Raw genomic sequence first — 23,310 nt, 5'->3', positions numbered from 1 at the left:
ATTAAAAATTAGTTTTAAAACCTAGGGATAGCGTTCTCCTTATAGGCAACAATAAACTTTCGGGATCGAGGTTTTTCTTATTCTTACGCCAAATAATACCAATGTTGTTTGCATAGAGATAGAGGTCTACGGGCAATCCTTTCTTTCCCCTCAACAAATTGAAACTATAATCTAAACGTATGTCCTGTAAACGGATATGATCTCCTGGTTCAACCAGCACTTCGGAGTTTAGATAAAAATTATCCCTTGCATAATTAGCCGGATAGAGGGCAGAGGGCACATTTGCCTTCAGCTCATCTCCCGGCTTCTGCCAACGGAGCAAATAATCCGTATGGGTAGCGTTACTGGCGCTTAATGCATACAGAGATTGATAGTTGACGGATGGTGATCTAAAATAGTAACCCATTTTGTAAATAAAATTCATTGAAAGTCGGAGCTTCTTATAGCTAACTGTCGGCCGTACGCTACCAAAGTGTACCGGTGTAGCTGAACCATTGTAAATCGTCGTTCTGCCAATGCTATCCGCCGAGTTAATCTTCCCCCAGTCTATGCTTGCATTTCCATTCCAATATCCTCTAGGATCACCGTTTTCGGGATCCAATCCTGCCCACCGATAGCTGAATAAACCATTAAAAGGATATCCTACATGGAAACCTAATGGTGTGCTGTTCACTTTATAAGATTCAATGCGGTCCAAGGTACGACTCCAAAGAAAGTCCAGGCTCCAGTTAAAATCTCTTGTATGCAACAGCATAGCATGAATATTTAGATCAAATCCCCTACCTGAAATATCAGCCGAATTACCTAAAAACGAGGTTGTACCAGCGGATGGTGCTAATGGACTATAACCGATTATATCTTTACCTTTTTTGAAATAATACTCCACATTGCCTGAAATACGTTTATTGAAAAGAGCAAAGTCGAGCCCTAGATTCGTCATATTGATCTTTTCCCATCGCAAAGAGGGATTGGGTGGATTGACTATCGTCGCTGTTGGTGCACCAAAACGGTTGCTAGCCCCAACTTGAGCAGTTACAAAGGCTGAAACTTCCTTATTTACGTTTCCATTATAGCCATTGGTCAAGCGGAGTTTGAGCATATCCACCCACGGAACATGGAAGAATGTTTCCCCTTTTATATTCCAGCTAGCTCCTAAAGACCATAGCGGAACCCCTTTTTGATTAGCTTTCACGCCAAACAGATTCGACTCATCACGACGCAGACTGCCCGATAGACTATAAAGCTTGCGAAAACTATAAATAGCATTTGCAAAAACGGAAAAATAACGATCCGTGCTACGATATTGTGTAGGGCTTCCGGGAATCTGAACGCTAGATCTTGTAATGTTGTTGACGTAATAGGCCTGATAGTCAATCGGTGCAATGTAAGCTAAATCGCGATCATAACCGTATAGCGTACCTGAGTTTGTTTCCATCTGATAATCCTTTGTTTCTAAACCTGCGATAGCCGAGAAATCATGCTCCTTCCAGGACTTTGCAAAATTGCTTTGCAGACGAAAATTTTTAGAAGTATACTGGAGCAGATCCTTCTCAAGGATATCACCTAATGGAATGGGCCGAATTACTTCCCCTGTCGTATAGTTAACTTTTGAATATTTGTTTATTAAGTCTCGCGTATAGTAGGAATCAGCAACCAATAAATTTTCGGTCGTCGTGCTTCCTTTACCATATTGATATTTGGCGCTTATTGTCCAGTTATCAAAGAGTTTAAAGGAAACATCTAAATTAGCCCCGTAGTTGTCCAATTTATCGTACTTATTCTTATTCCCCAGTTCTTCTAAGGGTTTCCATGTCCAGTCGAGCAAATGTCCCCGCCCTGCAGTGTCCAAGAACTCTTGCTTGTATGTGTTAGCAGGCAAAGCACTTCCCATATTATCCGCGATGGAAACATAGGGTTTTAGATATGTAGGATTAAGAATATTTCCGCTGTTAGTCTGCTTTTCAGTCGAAGAATAGTTTAGGCCTAGCGAGGCTTCCAGTCGGCCGTTAAGCATACGGTATGAATTCTGCGTATTTAATGTCCAGCGTTTCGAATGATCGGAGACAAGAATATCTTGATTGCGATCATGCCCGACCGAAACAAAATATCGGTTATTTTCTCCACCACCATTCAGGCTTGCAGCATATTGGGAGAGCTGGCTTTTTCTATAGTAATACTTTAGATAATCATTGCGGATATCCTGGGTTCTTAATGTTGAAATCTTTTCTGCTGCTGCATCAGCAGTTATAAAACCAGCATCCCTATCAGCAAGCAACTTAACTAACGGAGACAGATAGGCACTCGGAGATGCCAGTGCATTAGCGTAGAATCCTTTATTGTATAGATCTACTTCTAAATCAATTACATCAGCCGTTCCAAGCTCTTTGGTATCAAAAAGCCTTGGCCTCTCTCCTATGGTATGGTTTGCATTCAGCGCAATTTTTAACGGCTGGCGATAACGTCCAGATTTGGTCGTGATCACAATGACGCCATTCCCTGCACGTACACCCCATATCGAAGCAGCAGCGGCGTCACGAAGGACATCAATTCGCTCAATATCATTGGGATTGATGGTACTGATATCACCATCATAAGCAAAATTATCCAATACGATCAGCGGGTCGGTATTGGCAAAAATTGTACTACGCCCGCGTACACTAAAACCATTATCGGTTCCGGTAGTCGCATCAAACAGCACACCACTAGTGACGCCCTTCATACGATCTAATACATTCCCAGAAACAGTGCGATTCAACAATGAATTATCCACCTGTACAAAACTCCCCGTCGCTCTTTCTTTGGGGATCTTTTGGTACCCTGTAGAGACCACCTCCACCTCGTCCAATTGATTCTCTATCGGTTTCAATTTCACCTGCAATGATACCCCAGCAACATAAGGCAGTTCTAATCGCCTGAATCCCATGTGGGAGAATGAAACTGTACCTTTGGGATTGGAGACTGCTAACGAAAAGGAGCCGTCATTTTTTGACGAAGCCCTACCCTTTTCACCTTGCACTTGAATGGACACTCCTTGGATGGGTTTTCCGTCACTGGAGGATACGACAGTACCGCTGACAGATAACAACCCTTCCGCCCCGCTGTCCTTGCGGGGCGTCTGAGCTGATAAACTAAACATATGAAAACTGAACATCATAAGGAACAGGATTAGAATTGTCCTTATGCTAAACATTCCCTTTACACTCTTTGGCATCGGCACAGGGGTACATGCCGACATCATCTGCCTCAAGCTATATACAATACAATCGAAGGGGTGCGTTTTACCCCATGCGTATTGCATTTTTTTTAAATTATTATTTGCGGCATCCTTTATAGCTGCCAAATATGCTACCTTATCCAATAAGGCAACCATCAGATTTGATCCGTGTTTCATCTGCTTATTGTTAAAGGTTAGTCTGCTATACGTCCAAAAAACTCGTGTATCCGCTTGGTGATCTCCAGCTCATCCAAACTAAAACCTGTTGTTTCTGCGTCTGAAATATCAATTTTACTGATATCCATAAAGTCTTTATGTATATGGAAGTAGGCAATTAGCAGCGCCATCACCTCCACAGCAAATACCTGCTTGTGGCAGATTTCCAGAACATTCTCGCCAGACGATCTCTCGGCAGATTTTTTCAATAGCATATTGATCGTATTCTGAATGGTATTGATGTCGTACTTATTCCAAAATTCTATGATTTTTTTAATCGGATCATAAGCAGGTTCATGTGCTTGATATATGGCCAGTTCTAGCGCTAGCACACTTGAATATTTTTGATTCATTTTTAAGGTTCATAAAGATGACTTAGCTATGTCCTATCCTTTTTAATTGGACGTAGCTTCCTCCATTGCAAAAAATTTGCATTCTAAAGAGGTGTCATTGCAGGGAATTTTAGATCCTTGCAGGTTTCACAAATTAAGAAATGACAAAATCCCGCAAAGCGCCCCGATACGGTTACAAAGCATTGATTAGGGGGACATTATGGCGCTTCCTGTCGGGAAAGATAAAAAACCGATCTGTAAGCAATAGAAAACTATGCTTAAATTCCTTTGATTTGTTTGGAACAATAAATTTTAAATGCTAATTTTAAGTTGTTGACGCTTGAATAGAGCATTTAAATTTATTATTAACCTGATCTAAAGGGAATGTTGTAAAAACAGACAGATCGGAAAACCCTGAACAAGGGAGTACTTATTTGTATCCTATCGGCATGTTACAAACCTGCGATAGCAGCTCTCTCCTGTTTCGGTTTTTAATGATTTAATTAACTATACTGGCGCGCGAATAGCGTACTTTATGGGAATAGTGTTTGCAAACCGAGGACTGCGATCCTGGATCGTGTCTTGGTTGTTCATTTTGGTGGTTTTAGTTCGTTTCATCATAATTTTAAAAGTTTATGAAACGATGACACTCAGAAAGCTTCAAGAACTCAAATTGGTATAAAAACCAATAGGTCGTCTTCCATGCTTTTGCTCGTGGCTCCGCCAGAAGCCTCCTCTTAAACTTACTCGAAGTTCAAAGAGTTACCCACAAAAGTCTGACAGGAAGACGCCCACTGGATATATACAAAGGTATAAAAATCCAGCACATAGGGCGACTTCAAGGTCAACTCGCGGGTAAATCTGGCGGATTTCGAACGAGTGACATCGTTGATAAAGGTTTTCCTTTATGCTATGTCGCATATAACTATGAAACAAATATAAGTAAATAATATGACTTTAAAAAGTAAAAACAACTTAAAGTCATATATAAAAATATAACATGGCAACATTATTAGGAGAATATTTAAAGAATTTAGGTGTTGTGAAAGAGAAAGTTAGACAATTGGCGGGCATACTGAAGCCAAGAATGAACGACTTAAACAATAAGCTCACATCAAAATCTTCTCCAGAAGAATTTTATAAAATAATTTACATCGCAATAAAATTATCAGGCAATGACGATGATGAATTTAAAAATGCGATTGAAGCTATTTATCCAAATAGATCAAGAGGCAATTTTTTAGAAGATTTCCAGCATCTGCCCAATGAGATAAGATTTCTAAAAATGCATACACTTAAGCAAAATGAAGTCGAAGAAAAGATTGGTATGGCGGAAAACAAAATAGGTAAGCTAGTAAATGAGAAGACTAAAGATCTATTAGCCGTGGAACTAATATGCTTCATCGAAAGCCTAGGTTTAGATGTATTAAAAACATTTAAAGAAATCTATGGCGATATAGATTTAACCTCTGATTCATAAGATTCAATATGAGAACAACCAGTTAATAAAAATGACCAAAAATTATGAACCTATTATTTGTAGACACGGAAGAGTTACTTATTCTCGTCCCTCCAATTTATGGTGTTTTCATGCTAGCTATATTTTACGGATTGTACAAGGTATTGACCATCCTCCAAAATCGTAGTCTAGCAGCAAACGTGAACATACTGCCGCCCTACTCATTCAGAGCGATGCATTCAATGAAATCGCTGCCGTTATTAGAGAATCAAATGATATAAACGGTGAATCACTGGAGATAATTTAATACGTAAACTTAAATCTTTTACGAAGACCTTATATCGCAAAATCCTACATTTTTTAAAGCTTTATAAACCCATCTAAAAGGTAACTATAACACAAACAATAAATTAGAATATATACAAATGGCAGAAAATTTTTTACTTTACACAGAAGATGATATCGCAATGATTTATGAAAGATTAGGTAGAACAGCTTTTAATTGTGGAAAAGCTGAAGATCCTTTTGGAATCGCATGTCAAGAACGCTATACTGAATACGTTCCTAAGCCTTCTATTAGAGGAAAAAGAAATTTATCGATCTTTCTTACCAAAGTAAATTGATAATAATAATGAAATTCGACAAATTATTCATCAGTATACAAAATACGCACGATGAGTTGCAGCATTCAGTCATGAAAGCGGTGAACCAGTCACTCATCCTACGCAATGGGCAGATTGGTCTTAACGTCGTCGAATTTGAACAGAAATTAGAGTATTAATGTACAATAGGCCTCAAAAATTTTACAGATGAAAAGCACAACCTATACTTTTGAAATTATGACACTAGTCTCAACAGGCGGGACTACAATTAAGAGTGATGAACATCTATCATATTCTCTAATGTCAAATTCTGAAATCTGGAAAAGTCCTGAATTGCGTGGAAAGAATAAAATTCATGACAAAGATCTCGGTATTACCTTGGGAATTAATCAAACAACTCAGGAACATGAAGATGATCATAGTATAAAAAATACATTTGTGATCAAACTTAAAGGCTCTTTTGAGTGTGTTGAAAACATTAGGATTAAACTTCTCAGACATTTACATCTTAATGGTTTTGATCACACCTATATTTTATCTGATGAAATTTCAGCAAAGATAGCACAGGATATATATCCTAACATCAATGTTGTCGAGAATTCGTTAAGGAAATATATACTTAAATTTTTTATAACTAAACTGGGACCTTCTTGGTGGAATGTAACAGCCGATAGTGAGATGAAAAAGAAAGTCACATTAAGAAAAAACAATGAAACTTTATTTTCTCAATACACAGATAATAGAGCTTATTTAATTGACTTCGGAGAGCTCGGCAAAATAGTTCATTCTCAATCATCTGGTTTTATTAGTAGAGAAGACATTCTAAATAAAGTGCTAGATCTTGACGAAACAAGCGAAGCCATAAAAAAATTAAAAACAGAATTGGAAAGCAACTACACCAAATTTTTCAAGGATAACTTTAAGTCAAACAATTTCCAACAAAAGTGGGAAGAACTCGAAAAGCTTAGACATAAAGTTGCACATAATAATCTATTCTCGATCGATGACTTAAGGAATGCAGAAGTATTATGTGACGGTTTATTGGAGATTTTAAATAAAGCCAATGACACTTTAGAGAGTGTAGAATTTAATCTAGACGAGAAGGATATTCTAAAGGAAAATATTGCAATATCGTTAGATACATACAACGTCATTTCTGAAAATGATTTGATAAAAAAGCTAAAAGAATCACAAGACTGGGCCTTAACCACCCGCGATAATTTTGTAGGGTTAAAGCACTTTGTTGTAAACCACCTAGGGTCAATCGGTTATGACTACAGATCAAGCTATGAATTAATAAACAAGCTAGAGCAAGAAGGAAAGATTGAAATATATGATTACAAAGGAGAGTCAAATCTGTATCCAGTAAAAGCCATAAAGAGCTTATCACTATAACTGAAAATTAAGTAATTGTTGATAAAAACGGAGACTGATATTAGGAAGTCTGACTACCAAAATATATAAACATAACAAAAGAATGCTTAAAGACACTGATTTCAAATTATTATATACTTCTGGCGAAGATGACGAACCCAGTTGCTTTATGTTTGATGCATTATCAAATAGTATACAATTTGACTTGGCTCTTGGTTACTTTCGATCAACAGGATTTAGCACTCTAGCTCTAGGTTTTTCTACGTTTATAATGAATGGTGGGTTAATGAGGTTTATCATTAACGACAGTCTCGCTGATAAAGATAAAAATTCGATAATACAAGGCCAATCAGAGAAAACCAATGAAGAATACGAAGAAGAAATGTTAAAGGATTTAAATAACCTATCTAAAATATTAACAAAACGAAATAAGCATTTCTTCGAATGTCTTTCTTGGCTGATTTCCTCTGATAGACTACAACTAATCGCCGTAGCCCCAAATAGAAACAAAATTGGAATCGTACATCATAAATTTGGAATATTTACTGATGAGAATGGTGATAAAGCAGCATTCAGTGGCTCTCTTAATTTTTCTCAATATGCTTTAAACTACAATGTTGAAAATATTTGGTGTGAATATTCGTGGCAAAATAACACGACTAACGGAAGGATAGACGCGATGGTCAACTTGTTTGAAAAAACGTGGTCAGGTCAATCTAAAACGGTTCGAATTATACCAATTGAGAAAGTTAAAACAGCAATTTATAATAAATTTCCAAAGAAAAAGACTTTAACAGAGCTATTAGAAACCGAATGTGAACTGGCAAAGGAGGCGATGAACCATCCTACTTCGTCAACAGGATTTAAAGAAAGAATCGAAAAAATTATTAAAGATTTAGAAATAAATATAAAATTGAATAAAGCCGAACCTTTTATTCAAGATCTAGGCAATTCTAATAATCAATTTGATACATTGAACACGAAGCCACATTTTCCCTATGAGGAAGGCCCTAGAGATTATCAGGTCAGAGCTTATGAAAATTGGGTAGAAAATAATTATAAAGGAATTTTTGCAATGGCTACTGGTACCGGGAAGACAATAACTTCTTTGAATTGTTTGTTGAATGAATACAGAAAAAATGGAAGTACTGTATATCGCGCGCTTATTCTTGTTCCTACGATAACATTAGTTGAACAATGGGAAAAAGAAGTGCAATCTTTCAATTTCAATGAAATTTATAAGATCTCGTCTAAGAATGAATGGCAAAACACCGTTACCACATTGATATCCAGCGCTAAAAGAATTCCTCTTTCTTTCATTCTTATTTGTACCTATGCATCATTTATAAAGGGTAAATTTCAAAACTTAATCAAGAGTTTGAAATCTGACACTATTTTCATTGCTGACGAAGGACATAATATAGCTTCTCAAATTGTGTTAGATAAACTAAGTAGTCTTCATCTAGATAAAAGAATTGGGTTGTCAGCAACACCAAAACGAGTATATGATTTGGAAGGAACTGCTGCAATGGAAGAATTTTTCTCTGATAAAGAACCTTACGTTTTCTCTTTTTCGATGGAGAAAGCAATTCGAGATAAAGTATTATGTGAGTATTACTACTTTCCACATATCGTTAAATTAAGTGAAGATGAACTAATCGAATATGGTAAAATTAGTAAGCAACTTTCTAAGTTATATTCATACGAAAAAAAGCCAGATAGGGAGAGTATGATCGAGCGTCTATTACTGAAAAGAAAAAGAATTATACATAAAGCAGCGAATAAACTTTCTACTACAATTGAAATTTTAAAAGAACATTTCAAGAATATGGGTAACCTTAAATATACATTCGTCTATGTACCTGAAGGTGATACATATGAGTCTTTTGGAGATGAAGATATAACTTCTCAAGCAAGCATACGATTAATTAACCAATATACTAGAGAAATCGCAAAAATAGATGAAAATATTTTAGTTAATCAGTTTATCAGTGGAATGCATGACAGAGACGAAATTCTAAACCAATTTCAAAATGGTGAGATTAGTGTAATTGCATCAATGAAATGTTTGGACGAAGGTGTGGATATTCCGAGAGCTGAAATGGCAATTTTTTGCAGTAGCACTGGAAATCCAAGACAATTCATTCAACGAAGAGGGAGAATTTTAAGGAAACATTCCGAAAAGAAACATGCAATAATACATGACTTAGTTGTAGTTCCCGATTATGAAACGAAAAATCGGGAAAATCATGAATTGGAAAGAGGGTTGGTTCGCAAAGAATTAGAACGAGTTATGTATTTTGCTTCTCTTTCCAAAAATCCTTATTATACAGAGGATATTTTTAAGGAAATATGTAATTATTACAATTTAAATATTTATACAATTCAGTCTGAACTTACTACCTTATGACAAAAGAAAAAATCTACAAAAGCTTTCTAGAAGACCCTCTCTTAACTGAAAATAATTATATTAATCCTGAAAAGGTTGAAGGATTACGATTTCACGAATCTACAGAAGTCAAATTGTTGGAGATAATTAAGATTGCGATTGTCGGAAATATTGATGAAGAAAGTGAATCAATAACCGTACGAAAAATCAATCAGAAATTAAATAGACCAGATTATGATTATTAGGAAAATAGAACTAGAAAATTTCATGTGTTATTCTGGGAAAAATTGCATAACCTTTTCTGAAGGAATTAACGTTGTTATTGGAGATAATGGTTATGGAAAATCTAAATTATACGATGCTTTTTATTGGGTAATGTATGACCAGGTTTTTGTTTCTGAAAAAAAAGAATTCCAAAATACTCGAACTGTCAGATCAGCAATTATCTCTGATAAAATAAAAGCAGATACGCAAAATGGAAAAATTAATGCTTCAGTAAAAATTACTTTCCATAATTTGGATAGGGACAGTATGTATATTCTTGAACGACGATATTCTGTTTTATCTAAAGAGGGAATAATCCAGGAAAATAACGACAGCGAATTCACATTGCTGGAAAAGGAATTGTCATATTTAAATGCCAGAATGGTAACTGATGATGAACGGAGAAAAAGTATTCTAAATAATATTTTACCTTCACAAATTAAAGATTACTTGTGGTTTCAAGGAGAGCAAGTTGAATCAATTATCGATTTTAATAAGCATGACACACTAACTAAGGCAATCAATGTATTATCAAATATAAGTCGTTATGATGCATTGAAAAACATTGCGAGTATAGCAGCGAAAGCAGCTAATAATGAATATGACAGAGAACTTAAAAGATTAAGTAAGGATACTGTTAAGAGTTCAAAGTTAGAGCTAGATAAGAAAAATATTGAGGAGGAACTTAAAGAGTTATTATTAGAAGAAGAAGAAATCAATAATAATTTATCAAGAGCAGAATCACGTTCTGAAGACCTTCTAAACAAACAAGTGGATGCCCAAAAGGTAAGTATTTTACAAGAAAGAAGAAATGGGTATATAACGCAACTGGAAGAATTAAACCAATCTCTAAGTTTTGAACAGAATAATTTTCATAGAAAAATGTTTCGTAATAAATGGGTATTAAAGGGAACTGAAAATTTACAAAAAAAATATGCAAATAGATTCTCTCACTATGAAAAAACGAAGCTTAAACTTGAGACAGAAAGAGATCTTCAGGAAAAAATAGAAGATGAAGTAATTTCTAATTTACAGACACGGTTGCCTATAAATGTTCCAGAACCAAATTATTTGGAATGGATGTTAGAAAAACAGCGTTGCTTAGTTTGTGACCGTGAAGCAATAAAAAATTCAGCTGCATGGCTAAAGATCAATGAGTTGCTGGATCTACCCAGTAAAATGCAAAAGAATGAAAAGCAAAGACCTCTCACTTTACATAATTTTTCAGATGATTTCAAACGCTTATATCAAAATGGATTATCACTAAGTAATAGAATAAATGAAATTGATGACGATATAAATGATACTCTTTTAAAAAGTAGTGAGATGAATAGAAAAGTGCGAGAATTGAACAATCAATTGCTTATTATTGAATCTGATATTCAAAAATTGCTCGTAGATACATCACTTACCAAGGAAGAAGCAGAAAATATTTTGAAAGAATATTCTATTCAAAATCAAAAAGCTAAGGATTTCAAAGAAGATTTAAATATTGTTGTTCAAAAGATTGCACATAAAAAAGGGATATTAAAAAATATAAACGAAAATTTAGAGTCTTTGATAACAGGTGAAATTGCTAGTTGGTTAATTGAAAAGAAGAATATTTTAAACGATTTTGAGCAAATTACAGATACCACTAGAGATAGAGTTTTCAATAATCTCATTACAACGTTGGAGGAGGAAGCAAATTCGCATTATCAAAACATGACGGCTGGGAATAAATCTTCAAAAGGTAAAATTAAACTTAGAAAATTGCCGAATGGAAATTACATGCCCGAAATTAATGATAGTAACGGAAATCCGTTGTTAGGATTGAATACTAGTAATCTAATCCTGGTAAAATTGTCCGCAATTATGGCTATCATATCAGCAAAAGGGAATTCAGGAGAAATCTATACACTCATCACTGATGCTCCTACCTCAGTTTTCGGTGAGGATTATACTATTGGTTTTTGTAAAACGATAAGCAAAGTGTATAAACAAAGTATAATAATGAGCAAGGAGTTCTATAAAAACCATGAATTGAGAAACGAGCTTTTAACCAATCCTGAAATTAGAATTGGGAAAGTATATACTATAACCCCCTCTGTTTCTGAAAATGAGAGGATTGACAGAAACAATTTATCTACGGAAATTGACTTACTAAATTAATTATGGAACTATTAAAAAGAATAAAAGATCGTGCCCCAGAATACGATACCAAATATGAGCAATTAATAGCAAAATTCACTTTGATGCAGGGGGGCAGAGCAGGAACAGCAACAGAAGCCACTGCATGGAAACAAGGAAAATTTTTTTCCACTAAGTATGAAATTTATATTTACGCTTCTTTCTTAGGATTGAAAAGTAATTATAGAATTCCCGTAGACAAAAACGCTAAAAAAGAAAAATTTATTGAAATGAGGTCTTGGCATCCTTCAGATCTTACTGATTATTTGATTATGGCTGTACTAGCAAATTCGGAAATAGACTTTAATGACTTTGAAAATTATGATGAACTAAAAGTTGAAAAAGAGATACTTCAATTAAGAAAGCTATTGGAAGAATATGCAAATGGAGGTTTTGATATAATACGAGCTAAATTGGATTTGGATCCTTCCTTTTTTGATAATAATGATAACTGCTTTATAGACTTGCTAGAGGTTTAATTTCAAAGGGAGTGTAACACCAACTGTGTCATTGGATTAAAAACTTAAAAACCTCTTTCGAGTTTGAGTCTATCCCCAAATCTAATATATAGTTGGGATATAGTCAAGCCCCAGTTATGTATTGGCATCGTCCATTTTTTAGAAATGTCCTTAATAATCAGATACATCAGCTTCAATAAAGCCTGTTCAGAGCTAAACGCTCCCTTGGACTTAGTAATCTTTCGTATCTGACGGTGTATTCCCTCAATCGGATTTGTGGTGTATATAATCTTGCGAACCTGTTCTTCGTACTCAAAGAAAGTGGAAAGATTAGTCCAATTATCGATCCAGGATTTGGCGGCAAGAGGGTATTTCTTACCCCATTTTTCTTCGAAAGACAGTAGGTTTTCATATCCCATTTCTTCGTTCACGGCCTTATAGATTGGCTTTAGATCCTCCATTACTACCTTCTTATCTTTTTCGGTTACATAGCGCATGCTTGTTCTGATCTGATGAACAATACACAGTTGGATCTTTGTTTTTGGAAAAATAGCTTCTATGGCCTCGGGAAACCCTTTTAGACCATCAATACAAGCTATAAGGATGTCTTCAACACCACGTTGCTTTAGATCCGTAAGAACTGAAAGCCAGAACTTAGCTCCCTCATTTTCTGAGCTATAAAGACCGATCAGATCTTTTCTACCATCCATGCCAACTCCCAGTATGTTATAAATAGCTCTTGATTCAACAGTTCCATTCTGGCGAACTTTAATGTGCATGCAATCCAGGAAAACAAAGGGATAAACAGCTTCAAGAGGCCTGCTACGCCACTCATTTACCGCTGGAAGTACACTTTCGGTAATACGTGATATTTCTGTGGCAGAGATCTCCATTGCATACATTTCGCGGATAAACTCACTTATCGCCCGTGTGCTCATTCCTTTGGCATACATGCTCAATACGTGTCCCTCAAGCTGTTCAGTAATGATTAATTGTCTTTTAGGTACTACTTTCGGCTCAAACGTGCCGGATCTATCACGACCTGTTTCCAGTTCAAATGTCCCAGTATTAAGGCCTCGGACAGTCTTTTTTGTCTTACCATTTCGCCGGTTACTATTGCCCGACGCTTTCTCTTCGTTCAAATGGTTTTCCAGTTCTCCATCCATCATTGATTCCAACAGATGCTTCATTAACGGCGCTAGGACGCCATCGTTGGGAGACAAACTTTTACCTTCGTAAAGACCTTGCATGGCTTCTGTCTTGAAGCGTTCAAAGTCGAATGGGTCTTTTTCTTTCATGACCGTGTCGTTTGAATAATTGAATATAAATAATCTTATTGAATTATTCCTCTGACACAGTTTACGTTACAGTCTCATTTCAAAAGATACCAATAAATTTTAAGTTTTAATCCTATGACACAGTTGGTGTTACATTCCCTTAAATTTGTATTTTAGTTTTTGAATAGTAAAATTTTATCAAGGCTAGCAATTGTAAAATCAATATACTCAAAATCTAATACAATAACGGAAATAAATCTTTATGACCAAATTTTTTATCCGTATTTATATGAAAATTGCTATTACTAATTAGTTCATTATTCCAATATGAAGCTATTGCAAGAAAATAAGGTTTCTGCACACGTTCTTGTGCTCTAATTACGATATCTATATATGTTGGGTCAGAGATTATTCCAGAAATTTTGTTCTTATTTATATAATTCTGTAATATAAAATCTATACCAAGAATCGCGTCCATTGGTGGATAACTAATTCTAGGTGATGGGAGGATCAGACAATCTCCAAAAATATTACCTTTGTCCTCCATTTTGTTTCCTCCAAAAGTAAAATGGTATATGGGGTGAGAATATTTTGTTTTACCGTCTTCGCTACCAAAAATATGTCTGTCAAGATGCCATGAAGAATATAAACTGTCAAAATCACTTTTTTCTTTATTTTCTCGGAGCCCCTCGATCTCTAGATCAAAAACAAGATGTGTTAAAGGGTCACTAACAGGTGGGGTGCTTAAATTTTTTGCTCCTTTGATACCTATTGAAAGAGATGCGTAAATATCACTTGCATTGAAAGGAATTTTCCCCCCAACCTCATCTATCTTAAAGCTAATTTTGCCTAAATCGTATTCCCAAACCGCGGTATCCGGTAAATACATACAACATTGTCCCGCATTGTCTAATGGTGACACATCTTTGCATAGTTGATATTCTAATAAAAGCCTTGCTAATGTGCATAGATCTCGACCAATACTCTTATTATCGACGGATGCGTTTTTCATTATTCTCAATTATTGCCTTTAATTCACTTAATCTTGATATTTCCAAAGATGATATATTAATTCCTTTAGACGGGCGAAGAGCCTCGTCAATACTAATATATTCTAATTCTTGCCACGGGAATTTGTTGTCTTGTCCAGAGATTACGAATCCATCAATGGTATCAATAGCGATTTTCCTAACTTTGCATATAGTCCAAAAAGAATCACTTTTACTTCTAGCTGACTTTTTTATTGATATTAATTCTGAAAGGTTCAGAACTTCTTTGAGCAAACTAACTCTTTTATTAGCTGAAATATTTCTAATATTGATTTCATTAGAAATCCTCTCTTTCCACAATCGATTAATTTTAGGCATCCACCACATGTTATATTTTCCCGCAAAAGCTCCCTTATACACACAATCCGAAAAGCATTCTAAAACATCACTCCAATTTTGTGAAGAACGATCCACCCCTAAACGAGAAGCTAGGATTTCTTCGTTAATTAAAAATGAAGGGCGGCCAAGCACCTCTTTAAGAAAGAATTGTGCAGTTATATGTATTGGCTTATTTTTTATCGAATTATATGTCTCAACAAATCTCGTATCTAAAAGACTTATATCTTCTATAGCTAAGACTAAAAGGAGATCATTCCTATCTACGTTCGATAAAAACTTGTAACCATCGGCTAACCATCTCAATATATTTCTGAAATCCGAATAATTAAGATATTCCTCACTTTCAATTTTGGTTTTATCAATTATTTTATCGAATAAGTCCTTACTTGTTTGATCTAAATAATGTTCTAGCTTATCAGTACCTGAAAAAAGTAAAATTGGAAAATCAGGTAATGCATTTTCTTTTGTTAGATTTCTAAGCTCTTGTGCTACAGTACTACCTTTATAACTAGCATTCTTACCATCAAAAGGTATATCATCAAGCCTTAAGTCTAATATGATTCCATCATGTCGAGGTAGTTCTGATTTTAAAAAATCGATAAGATCTTCCCAATTTCTCGGACCACTAAATGTAATTTTTATATCACCATCTGCTTCTAATGCATGAATCATCCCTTGTTCAAGCTCATGTTGAGCATCGTCCACATATATAAACTTATACGCCATATTTTTCAATTTGTTTTGAAGTTGCCATTGGAAGTTCTATTCTAAAACAAGTCGAAAATCCCTCTTCAGGATTAATTAGTTCTATAGTTCCACCATAGCCAACAATTATATCCTTGACAATTTTCAACCCTAATCCAGTTCCAGTAACTTTCTCATCCTCTGGAGCATCGAAGCCAACAGGCGAAGATGTTGTAAAAAAAGGCAAAAAGATTCTATGCTTATTTTCGTTGGGGATACCATCACCGTTATCCGAAAATTCAAGATATACTTTGTTCTCTTCTTTACCTATTACAACTTTTATACTACCGCGAACTTTGCTCCTTCTTATAGCCTTTTTTGAATTTGTATACAAATTAAACAAAATTGAAGTCCATTCGGAAGTATGCATTGGAACAGCGTTAAGGTCGAAGCCATATTCTTCAATATTAAACTCAATATTTAAGTTTTTTAGATCCGATTTTATCACTTTATGGAAGTTAGAAACAACACTATCTAGGGATTGGACCTTCAGTTCTCTACTAACATTTTCGGAAACAGTTGAATTGAAATAAGACGTGTATGATATAAATAGTTGAATAGTCCTTTTAAGATTGTCAAGAGAATTAATACCAACTGTATTAAGATTTTGCGCGCCCAACACACTTAAATCACCCATTATTGATGGTGTAAATTGCACAACTTCATGAGTAAATTCTCCAATAGTAAGTCCTAAGCCAGCAAGAACTCTTAACATTCCCAATTCATCTATTAATTTTAAGAAATCACCTTTTAAATCATCAAATATCTTCTGTGTATCTTTCTTAATGTTTTCAACAATATCTTTATCCGCATTGGAAAAATTGGTAAGCTCTTCGACATTTCTCTTTAAGTCTATTAATTTTTCAAGAGTTGTCTTTTGTTGTATATTATCGTTTGAAATATTCTCATTTCTATTATTTTCATTTTTCTTTTTTTCAACGGCATATCTGATTTTATTTCTAGCAACCTCCAATGCTTTGTGAAGAAAGTCGGACAGCTCTCTGAATGATTCATTTTCTATTAAACCTTCTCTACTTGCCGTTTCTTCAAAAAGAATACCCTTAGGGTCGATAATTTCAACAAAACCAAATAAATTTCTATTTCCAAAAGGAGCATTTGTTCCAGATTCATTATAATATCGACGATCTATATTTAACCAATCATCATTTGGTTCTCCATATGGGAGTACTCGAAAACCATTTCGATACAATCTAATACCTCCTTGCTCATTTGATATTTTTTGAATACTCGCTAGTTCCATTTTTGAGATACCAGAATAGTATTGGTCGCGATTATAAATAAAATAATAAGCTTTAAAATGCACCTCGCTTAGATGATGAAATTTTGGGTTATCCTGTTTCCGCGGAACTAAAATTATATCATTATCAATATCCAGGCTTGTACTTTCAATTGAACAATATCCATCATGCGATTTATCGACATATCCTTCAATGATTGCTAGAGCTTTATCGAATAAAAATGATTTCGTGTCAGCAATAATTCTTTCTTGATTATTTAACGTTTGCGTAAAAGTTACCTTAAATGATTCCTCGGATTGTTTCGCAAAACCTAGTATTTGGCTTTTGTCAGAAAGATAATCGGGTTGTAATAAGTCTGAAACATAACGATAAACTCTTTTTATATCTGCTTCTGACCAACTATCTCTTAAGTTCTCGATAATTAATGTAGTGCCTTCTGTTTTAAAATTTGGTAGATACTCCACTTTATTTTTTATATCATTCAGTTGGGAATCAATTTTATAATCATCCCAATCAATAGATATTTTAATAGCTTCATCATTATCAATTGTCTGAGTAATAATGATAAGCTTATGCCCCAACCTTTGAGTCGCAAAACGTCCAATACCTTTACGTCCTGCTTTACTTCTTTGAAATCTTATAGATCGTGGATTATGTATTTTATCTGTTGAAGAAATGGTCATAAACCCCTTTTTTAATTGATCTAAAGTCATTCCAACGCCATTATCTTCAATTATAAGTGTTCCTCCTATTAGATTTGAATCTATATATTTTACATTAACTAGAGTCGCATCAGCATCATATGCATTTTTTATCAATTCCGATACAGCTGTTTCAGCCCTACCCACCAGTTCTCGACCAAGTCTGTCAATTAAACCTGCATCAACATTGAATGATAAATTGTCTACTTTTAGATTATTATCTGACATAACTCTAGCTAAATAAAGCAGCTTGCACAGCCGATTTCCTCGTCAACACTATCCATGAGAATATCCATTAATTTTGAACTCTTAAACTGTTTCTGAATTCTTTTTGTACGTTTTATATACTCTCGTTTGATTTCAAGAACACGTTCTGGACGACTGAGTTGTTCTAATGATTCTTCTTGACTCCAAGAGAAATCACCCCGCTCATATTCCATAGCTTCCGCAAATAATTTTGGATGTTGTTCAAGAAGCCATACCCATTCTATTTTTTGTTGAAAAAAACAAAAATAACATCCTGAGCGACTCCTATTGTAAGTAGCTTTTTCCCCATCAACTTCAAACTCAATGTCCTTGTAATAAGCTGGAATACCGACACCACTATTTTCCAATAGAGCGAATATATCCTTTAGTACAAGAACATCTCTATTATCAATTAATGGAAAAGACTCTTTCATATTTCCAATGGGATACTTTTCAATTTTGGCGACATAGAGTGCAAGCTTATTATATTCCTCCATACCTAAGTTGATAAGCTGCTCAAGTTTTTGATCCTTTGTTAAAAAATCATCAAGAGGACGCCCTAAAACTTCTAAATAGCGTAGTAATTTCCCTTGCTCAATATTTTCTTCGGCCCAAATCAGTCTATCATTGATTTTGGCATTATTTAGGATCTTATCGACAAGATCAGAACTCCAAATATTTCCTCTAAAAGGATAAATGGATTGTATTGTCGATTTACTAGAGATATATCCTTCTCTATACTCGTCTCCTCTTATTCCTACATATGAGATCACTGGATCGTCACCTACAAACTCTTCGAATACATCCAATTTTAGAGTTTTGGTACACCAACGATTTTTTGTACTTGGAAGAAATCCCCCAAGAGTTTTCATTTTATGATCAAATGGCGTTTCGACACTGTCATCAAATGCTTTTAGCTTGATAATCTTTTTCCCAAGGTATGCTTCAAGATTTCTAATGAGCTGGTAAGTCTCCTCAAGCTCCTTCCCTGTATCCGCAGTATAATATTCAATATCTAGTTCTGGATAATTATCCTTCATATAGATAGCTAAAGCAGCACTATCTTTACCACCAGAAATACCTAAAACGTGTCTCACCTTTCTATTACCAGCCATATCAATCCATTTGGTCTTTTAATAATTTTGCCAATATAAATATATTCATTTCTCGATCATTTGTCAAGTATTGGCTGAATTCTGACTTTTTCTTTTCAACTTCCTTTTGCTTAGACTTTGGAATACTCAAAACCTGTTTATTTAGCCCTTCCTTTAGACTAGTAATTTCAATTTTGACTGCGTCATGTACATATTCACTAGCGACTTTACTTTCGATCTCTGTAAAATTTTCCAATTCATGAATCCACTCTTTAAATTTCACAAAAAGAACAACTTCTTCTTCATCATTGATATCCTCTAATTGTTTACCAATAATGGCATGAGATAGAGAACTTAAAAATGTAGTCTTATCATCCAAATTTGAGTTAAGCCGCTGTAAAAATACTTTTAAGTGAGGTGACACTAAATAAGACTTAAGCCCCTTGAAGCGGTCTTGAATCACTTTTTTCCAATCTACAAACTCCAAAATAGAGTCACCACCTACAATTTCTTCCAGCAAAAACTCTTCGAATCGTTGAATTAGTCCATTATATGATGAACGAATATCAGTAATTGATTGCCTTAACTCTACGAAAAAACGCTCTAACTTTTGAGGGCTTTGGTCCAACTCCTTTAAAGAATAACCCATCGCACTTGGAAAATCCTCAAAGAAAGTTTTTTCAGGATCAGTAGATTCAGCGATGGCTTTTCGGAGGCTCAATACTTCCTTAGTCAATTTATTCGTTTTTTTTGCATACTCTGGAAGTTGCAAATAAAATGACAAGAAAGGCCTGATCATCTCAATAAATCCGCTATTAGAGCTCTTCTCAACCTTATTCTGGTTTAGTAATTCGCGATACTTGTTAAATACTGACAAATGGATTCCAGTCGCAGAAAATGACTTTATTGAAAACTCCGCAGGGTTTTTGATTATTAAGTCTAGTATGTTCGCGTTTAATTGAGGTATAAAACCATCCTTATTGAAAAGAGAAAAGTCAGATTGTTTAACAAGTAAGAATAAAGGCAGAACAAAATCAATCAATCCTTTTTTTAGCTTAAAAGGACGGTCCAATAGTTGTTCTACAAGTTCTTGAAGACCAATCTTTGATACTCTAGCTTCTTCTAAGAATTCTAAAAACATCTCCCAAACTAAGCGAAACCCCTCAGAACTTGGTGGATTTAATTCGTGGGTACCGAATTCTCCTTTATTATAAAATCCATTGTTTTTTATCAAAGAATAATATATGGTTTTCTCCGGCGGATAAAGATTAGATTTAAATCCGAAATCCTCCTCCCCCATATATTCGCATATGTAGTTAAACAACGCTTTCCTTGCCGTCAGAATTGGTGAAGACAATTTTGTCTTATTAACCATTTCATTCTTAAAGATAGGTGTCCCGAAATACGTTTTGTCAGCGATATCGCTCAATAGACCATTGAGTTCACGCCATGTTGTGATTCTCCCTGTATAATCTATTCCTTGGTAAAAGATACTTACCTTATTTGGATCAATATGAGAAAGAGCTTCTAAAACCATATCTGTTAGAAGTTCTAATGTTTGGTCCAATTGAATTGTAAATTCCTTTTTCGCAATACTATCTTCTACAAATCTCGCACGTGCATATTTAATTTGCTCGACTAGTGTGATATTGGATAGAATTTCTGTAGAATTCTTGTAAACGATATAGAGTATGGCTTCTTCCTGTGAGGCACTTAGTTTCCGAGCATCATTGATCGTATCAGAAAATACAAGATTAATATATCCATCAATCTCTCCACTAGGTTTTAAAGAAAGCGGCTGATCAGAAAACTTAAAGTCAAAATATCGAGGAGTTCCTTTTTCTAATAACAATCTCTTCGCTAGTAAGGCAGGAAGTTTGATATGATCTGCCAAATATGATCCTATGCTCCTAATTTCCGAGATAAATTTTTTAGCATGTTCAATCTCCCAATCGATATCAACATCCGTTTCTTCTACAAGGACAAACTTCTTACTTTTATCCCGATAACGTATTATACTAAGTTGTGTTAAACGTCTGATCTCATCAGATATAATACCATATCCTAATACTATCCTTGCATACGCAGTTAAAAATTCAATGTCAATTGACATTGATTTACGAGAGAACAATTGTAGTAAGCCAATAACTTTAATAAGAGAGATGCTTTTAGTCAATTGATCACCTATAAAAATACCCTCAGCTTTTTCGATGCTATCATGCATTAAACGCCATACCTGGAAATCTGCATTTTGTTTAACAAGTAGATGCTGACTATAATGATAAATTAAATAATCATATACATCTTCAAGACTATAAAAAGTACTATTATTATCCTTCAGAAAATATTGAATACCCTTATAATCCTCTGCGTCCAAAAAAGTGAATAGGGATCGGTCATTCTGTCCATAACGTTGAAGCGCCATAGTAAGAACGCTTCCAGACAGCAATTCAATTGGATATAAGGCTTTTATAACTTCTAGAGAAAAATACCCCTGCGAAGGGAAAGCATTAGATTTTGCTATTATATCAGCCAACTCTAAAAGTTGTTGATCATCGTTATGATTGACTCTGTCCTTAAGTCGCTCAGCTGCAATTAATAGCAATTGTTCTGAAGGTACATTAAATGGTATTTCCTGTAACCGTCCCTTAACTTTCAACCATTCCTTTCTCTGTGCTTCACTTAAATGATAGGCATATGCTGAAAAATCCTGATGCAAGGTCGTCAACATAATTGTGTTACCACTATCATCATTAACGAACTCAGATAATTCCTGAATAAAATAGAAACTTTTCTCTGGGTTATTTTGAGCGGCATATTCTAAAAACTTACCAAACTCATCAATTCTTATAATTAAAGCTGTTTCTTCTTTCTTTAACTTTTCGGTATATAATCTTAAAGAAACAAGTACGTCTTTAGGTTCACATTGAAGTTTCTCACCAAAAAGATCTTGTAAAGATTTAAACTCACCAACGAAATCTAGTGTTACATACTTTTCATATCCTTTTATGAAATAGTCAAAGTGATCAAAATATTTATTTTCATTTTGTACGGCATTAGCTAATGCCCATAAGAATGTTGATTTACCAGTTCCGTATGCTCCTACGATGGAAAATGTCCTGTAGCCTAAATTTGCTGAACTAACAATTTGTTCAAATGCTCGTTGTCCATTTAAAGTTTTTATATAATTCAATTCACGATTCTTGTCGCGAATAATGTTGACGGATGGAGAATAACTATATACTTGCATACGTCGAATTATAATAATTTTTTAATATTTGATACTTCTCTAACCCTGGAGCTAATTGTAGAACTGGATTTCCAGCAGTTTCGGAATAAGTTCCATATTCCACTGGAATACTACGTAAATAATCAATTATAATGCTCTCTGTCATTAAAAATATATTACCCAAGGAATTATAATCATTTGCTAAATGATTTATACTAATTGAGTTTCCATAGCCTTCCCTATCTAATATTACATATAAAAGAGCTTCCAGAGGAATACTTTTGGGTTTCATATTAAAAATATATACGTCTATTAATCTGTCTTGATTATCCAATCGCTCGTAATGATCTATTAGTCCCAATTCCTGTAAAATTGTGCTATAAGCGTCTTCAACATCATTGCTACCAAATCTTGTATAATTACCAAAAAAAACCTTTATATCGGAGTCCAAAGTTTTATCACTAAATGACGCCTTTGCATCCTCTATCTGTCGCTTTAAAAAGCCTAATAAACGTTCTTTTGTGAATTCTGATCTTTCACGTCGCAGTGTGTTGAAGATCATTGGATAAATAGATGCTTTTTCAACTTTCAATAAACGATAATGCAGCAGCCATAATGTCAAAGGATCTTCTAGAAATGGATCCACACCATCATCCCCAAATATAAAATTCGCAAATTCCGTTGTTTGATCCGTTTCATCTATAATACCAAAAGCTTTTAGCCAAAAGCGGATTGAAGTAACCATGTTTTTTCCGACACCGAGATCCACCACGGCATCGTCGTCCGTAAAGCTCTTTCCGGCACGCACAAAGTCATAGCCCTTCTTTAGCCAATATATTTTACACGAAAAGGTTTCGTGTCCTGAAAATGATAATTTTGCCATTAATAATTCTTA

General features: G+C 34.7%; 17 protein-coding genes. 8 read left to right on the top strand and 9 right to left on the bottom strand.

Annotation, left to right across the window (positions count from 1 at the left end; genetic code table 11):
- Nucleotide 1: 1 nt before the first annotated feature.
- Complete coding sequence (locus K2F45_RS11605) at nucleotides 2–3,391, bottom strand: SusC/RagA family TonB-linked outer membrane protein (protein ID WP_248933633.1); 3,390 nt, start codon at nucleotides 3,389–3,391, stop codon at nucleotides 2–4.
- Between the two features lie 17 nt (nucleotides 3,392–3,408).
- On the bottom strand, nucleotides 3,409–3,783 hold the full coding sequence (locus tag K2F45_RS11600; protein ID WP_248933632.1) for a hypothetical protein: 375 nt from the start codon (nucleotides 3,781–3,783) through the stop codon (nucleotides 3,409–3,411).
- A gap of 979 nt (nucleotides 3,784–4,762) precedes the next feature.
- Here K2F45_RS11600 and K2F45_RS11595 point away from each other — a divergent pair.
- From K2F45_RS11595 to K2F45_RS11560, 8 genes are all read left to right on the top strand, one after another.
- A complete protein-coding gene (locus K2F45_RS11595) occupies nucleotides 4,763–5,242 on the top strand; it encodes a hypothetical protein (RefSeq protein ID WP_248933631.1) in 480 nt (159 codons plus the stop codon).
- A gap of 404 nt (nucleotides 5,243–5,646) precedes the next feature.
- Complete coding sequence (locus tag K2F45_RS11590) at nucleotides 5,647–5,844, top strand: hypothetical protein (RefSeq protein WP_248933630.1); 198 nt, start codon at nucleotides 5,647–5,649, stop codon at nucleotides 5,842–5,844.
- An 8-nt stretch (nucleotides 5,845–5,852) separates the two neighbouring features.
- Entirely contained in the window at nucleotides 5,853–6,002 is a 150-nt protein-coding gene (locus tag K2F45_RS11585) for a hypothetical protein (RefSeq protein ID WP_248933629.1), read from the top strand.
- Nucleotides 6,003–6,030: 28 nt separating this feature from the next.
- Entirely contained in the window at nucleotides 6,031–7,218 is a 1,188-nt protein-coding gene (locus K2F45_RS11580; RefSeq protein WP_248933628.1) for a HEPN domain-containing protein, read from the top strand.
- Between the two features lie 82 nt (nucleotides 7,219–7,300).
- Nucleotides 7,301–9,607, top strand: coding sequence for a DEAD/DEAH box helicase family protein (locus tag K2F45_RS11575; RefSeq protein ID WP_248933627.1), 2,307 nt, complete (start codon nucleotides 7,301–7,303; stop codon nucleotides 9,605–9,607).
- Nucleotides 9,604–9,831 carry a hypothetical protein gene (locus K2F45_RS11570; protein WP_248933626.1) on the top strand — a complete coding sequence of 76 codons (228 nt, stop codon included), beginning with the start codon at nucleotides 9,604–9,606 and terminating at the stop codon, nucleotides 9,829–9,831. Before K2F45_RS11575 ends, K2F45_RS11570 begins: the two co-directional genes overlap by 4 nt.
- Nucleotides 9,821–12,001, top strand: coding sequence for an AAA family ATPase (locus tag K2F45_RS11565; RefSeq protein WP_248933625.1), 2,181 nt, complete (start codon nucleotides 9,821–9,823; stop codon nucleotides 11,999–12,001). Before K2F45_RS11570 ends, K2F45_RS11565 begins: the two co-directional genes overlap by 11 nt.
- 2 nt (nucleotides 12,002–12,003) lie before the next feature.
- Nucleotides 12,004–12,498: a hypothetical protein gene (locus tag K2F45_RS11560; protein ID WP_248933624.1), complete on the top strand. Its 495-nt coding sequence runs from the start codon at nucleotides 12,004–12,006 to the stop codon at nucleotides 12,496–12,498.
- 44 nt (nucleotides 12,499–12,542) lie between these two features.
- Here K2F45_RS11560 and K2F45_RS11555 read toward each other — a convergent pair whose 3' ends face one another.
- From K2F45_RS11555 to K2F45_RS11525, 7 genes are all read right to left on the bottom strand, one after another.
- On the bottom strand, nucleotides 12,543–13,775 hold the full coding sequence (locus K2F45_RS11555; RefSeq protein ID WP_248931832.1) for an IS256 family transposase: 1,233 nt from the start codon (nucleotides 13,773–13,775) through the stop codon (nucleotides 12,543–12,545).
- A gap of 214 nt (nucleotides 13,776–13,989) precedes the next feature.
- A complete protein-coding gene (locus K2F45_RS11550) occupies nucleotides 13,990–14,766 on the bottom strand; it encodes a hypothetical protein (RefSeq protein ID WP_248933623.1) in 777 nt (258 codons plus the stop codon).
- Complete coding sequence (locus K2F45_RS11545) at nucleotides 14,744–15,868, bottom strand: hypothetical protein (RefSeq protein WP_248933622.1); 1,125 nt, start codon at nucleotides 15,866–15,868, stop codon at nucleotides 14,744–14,746. The genes K2F45_RS11550 and K2F45_RS11545 overlap by 23 nt, the downstream gene beginning before the upstream one ends.
- On the bottom strand, nucleotides 15,858–18,074 hold the full coding sequence (locus tag K2F45_RS11540) for a sensor histidine kinase (protein ID WP_248933621.1): 2,217 nt from the start codon (nucleotides 18,072–18,074) through the stop codon (nucleotides 15,858–15,860). The genes K2F45_RS11545 and K2F45_RS11540 overlap by 11 nt, the downstream gene beginning before the upstream one ends.
- Before the next feature lie 8 nt (nucleotides 18,075–18,082).
- A complete protein-coding gene (locus tag K2F45_RS11535) occupies nucleotides 18,083–19,207 on the bottom strand; it encodes a phosphoadenosine phosphosulfate reductase family protein (RefSeq protein WP_248933620.1) in 1,125 nt (374 codons plus the stop codon).
- A 1-nt stretch (nucleotide 19,208) separates the two neighbouring features.
- Nucleotides 19,209–22,436 carry a hypothetical protein gene (locus K2F45_RS11530; RefSeq protein ID WP_248933619.1) on the bottom strand — a complete coding sequence of 1,076 codons (3,228 nt, stop codon included), beginning with the start codon at nucleotides 22,434–22,436 and terminating at the stop codon, nucleotides 19,209–19,211.
- The gene (locus K2F45_RS11525; protein WP_248933618.1) at nucleotides 22,423–23,298 is read right to left on the bottom strand and encodes a DUF4007 family protein; all 876 of its coding nucleotides are present in this window, start codon (nucleotides 23,296–23,298) and stop codon (nucleotides 22,423–22,425) included. The genes K2F45_RS11530 and K2F45_RS11525 overlap by 14 nt, the downstream gene beginning before the upstream one ends.
- Nucleotides 23,299–23,310: the final 12 nt, after the last annotated feature.

The organism is Sphingobacterium siyangense (genome assembly GCF_023277505.1).
GTDB classification, from domain to species: domain Bacteria; phylum Bacteroidota; class Bacteroidia; order Sphingobacteriales; family Sphingobacteriaceae; genus Sphingobacterium; species Sphingobacterium siyangense.
Note: the sequence above shows the minus strand (reverse complement) of the source record. Positions and strands in the feature narration are given on the sequence as shown.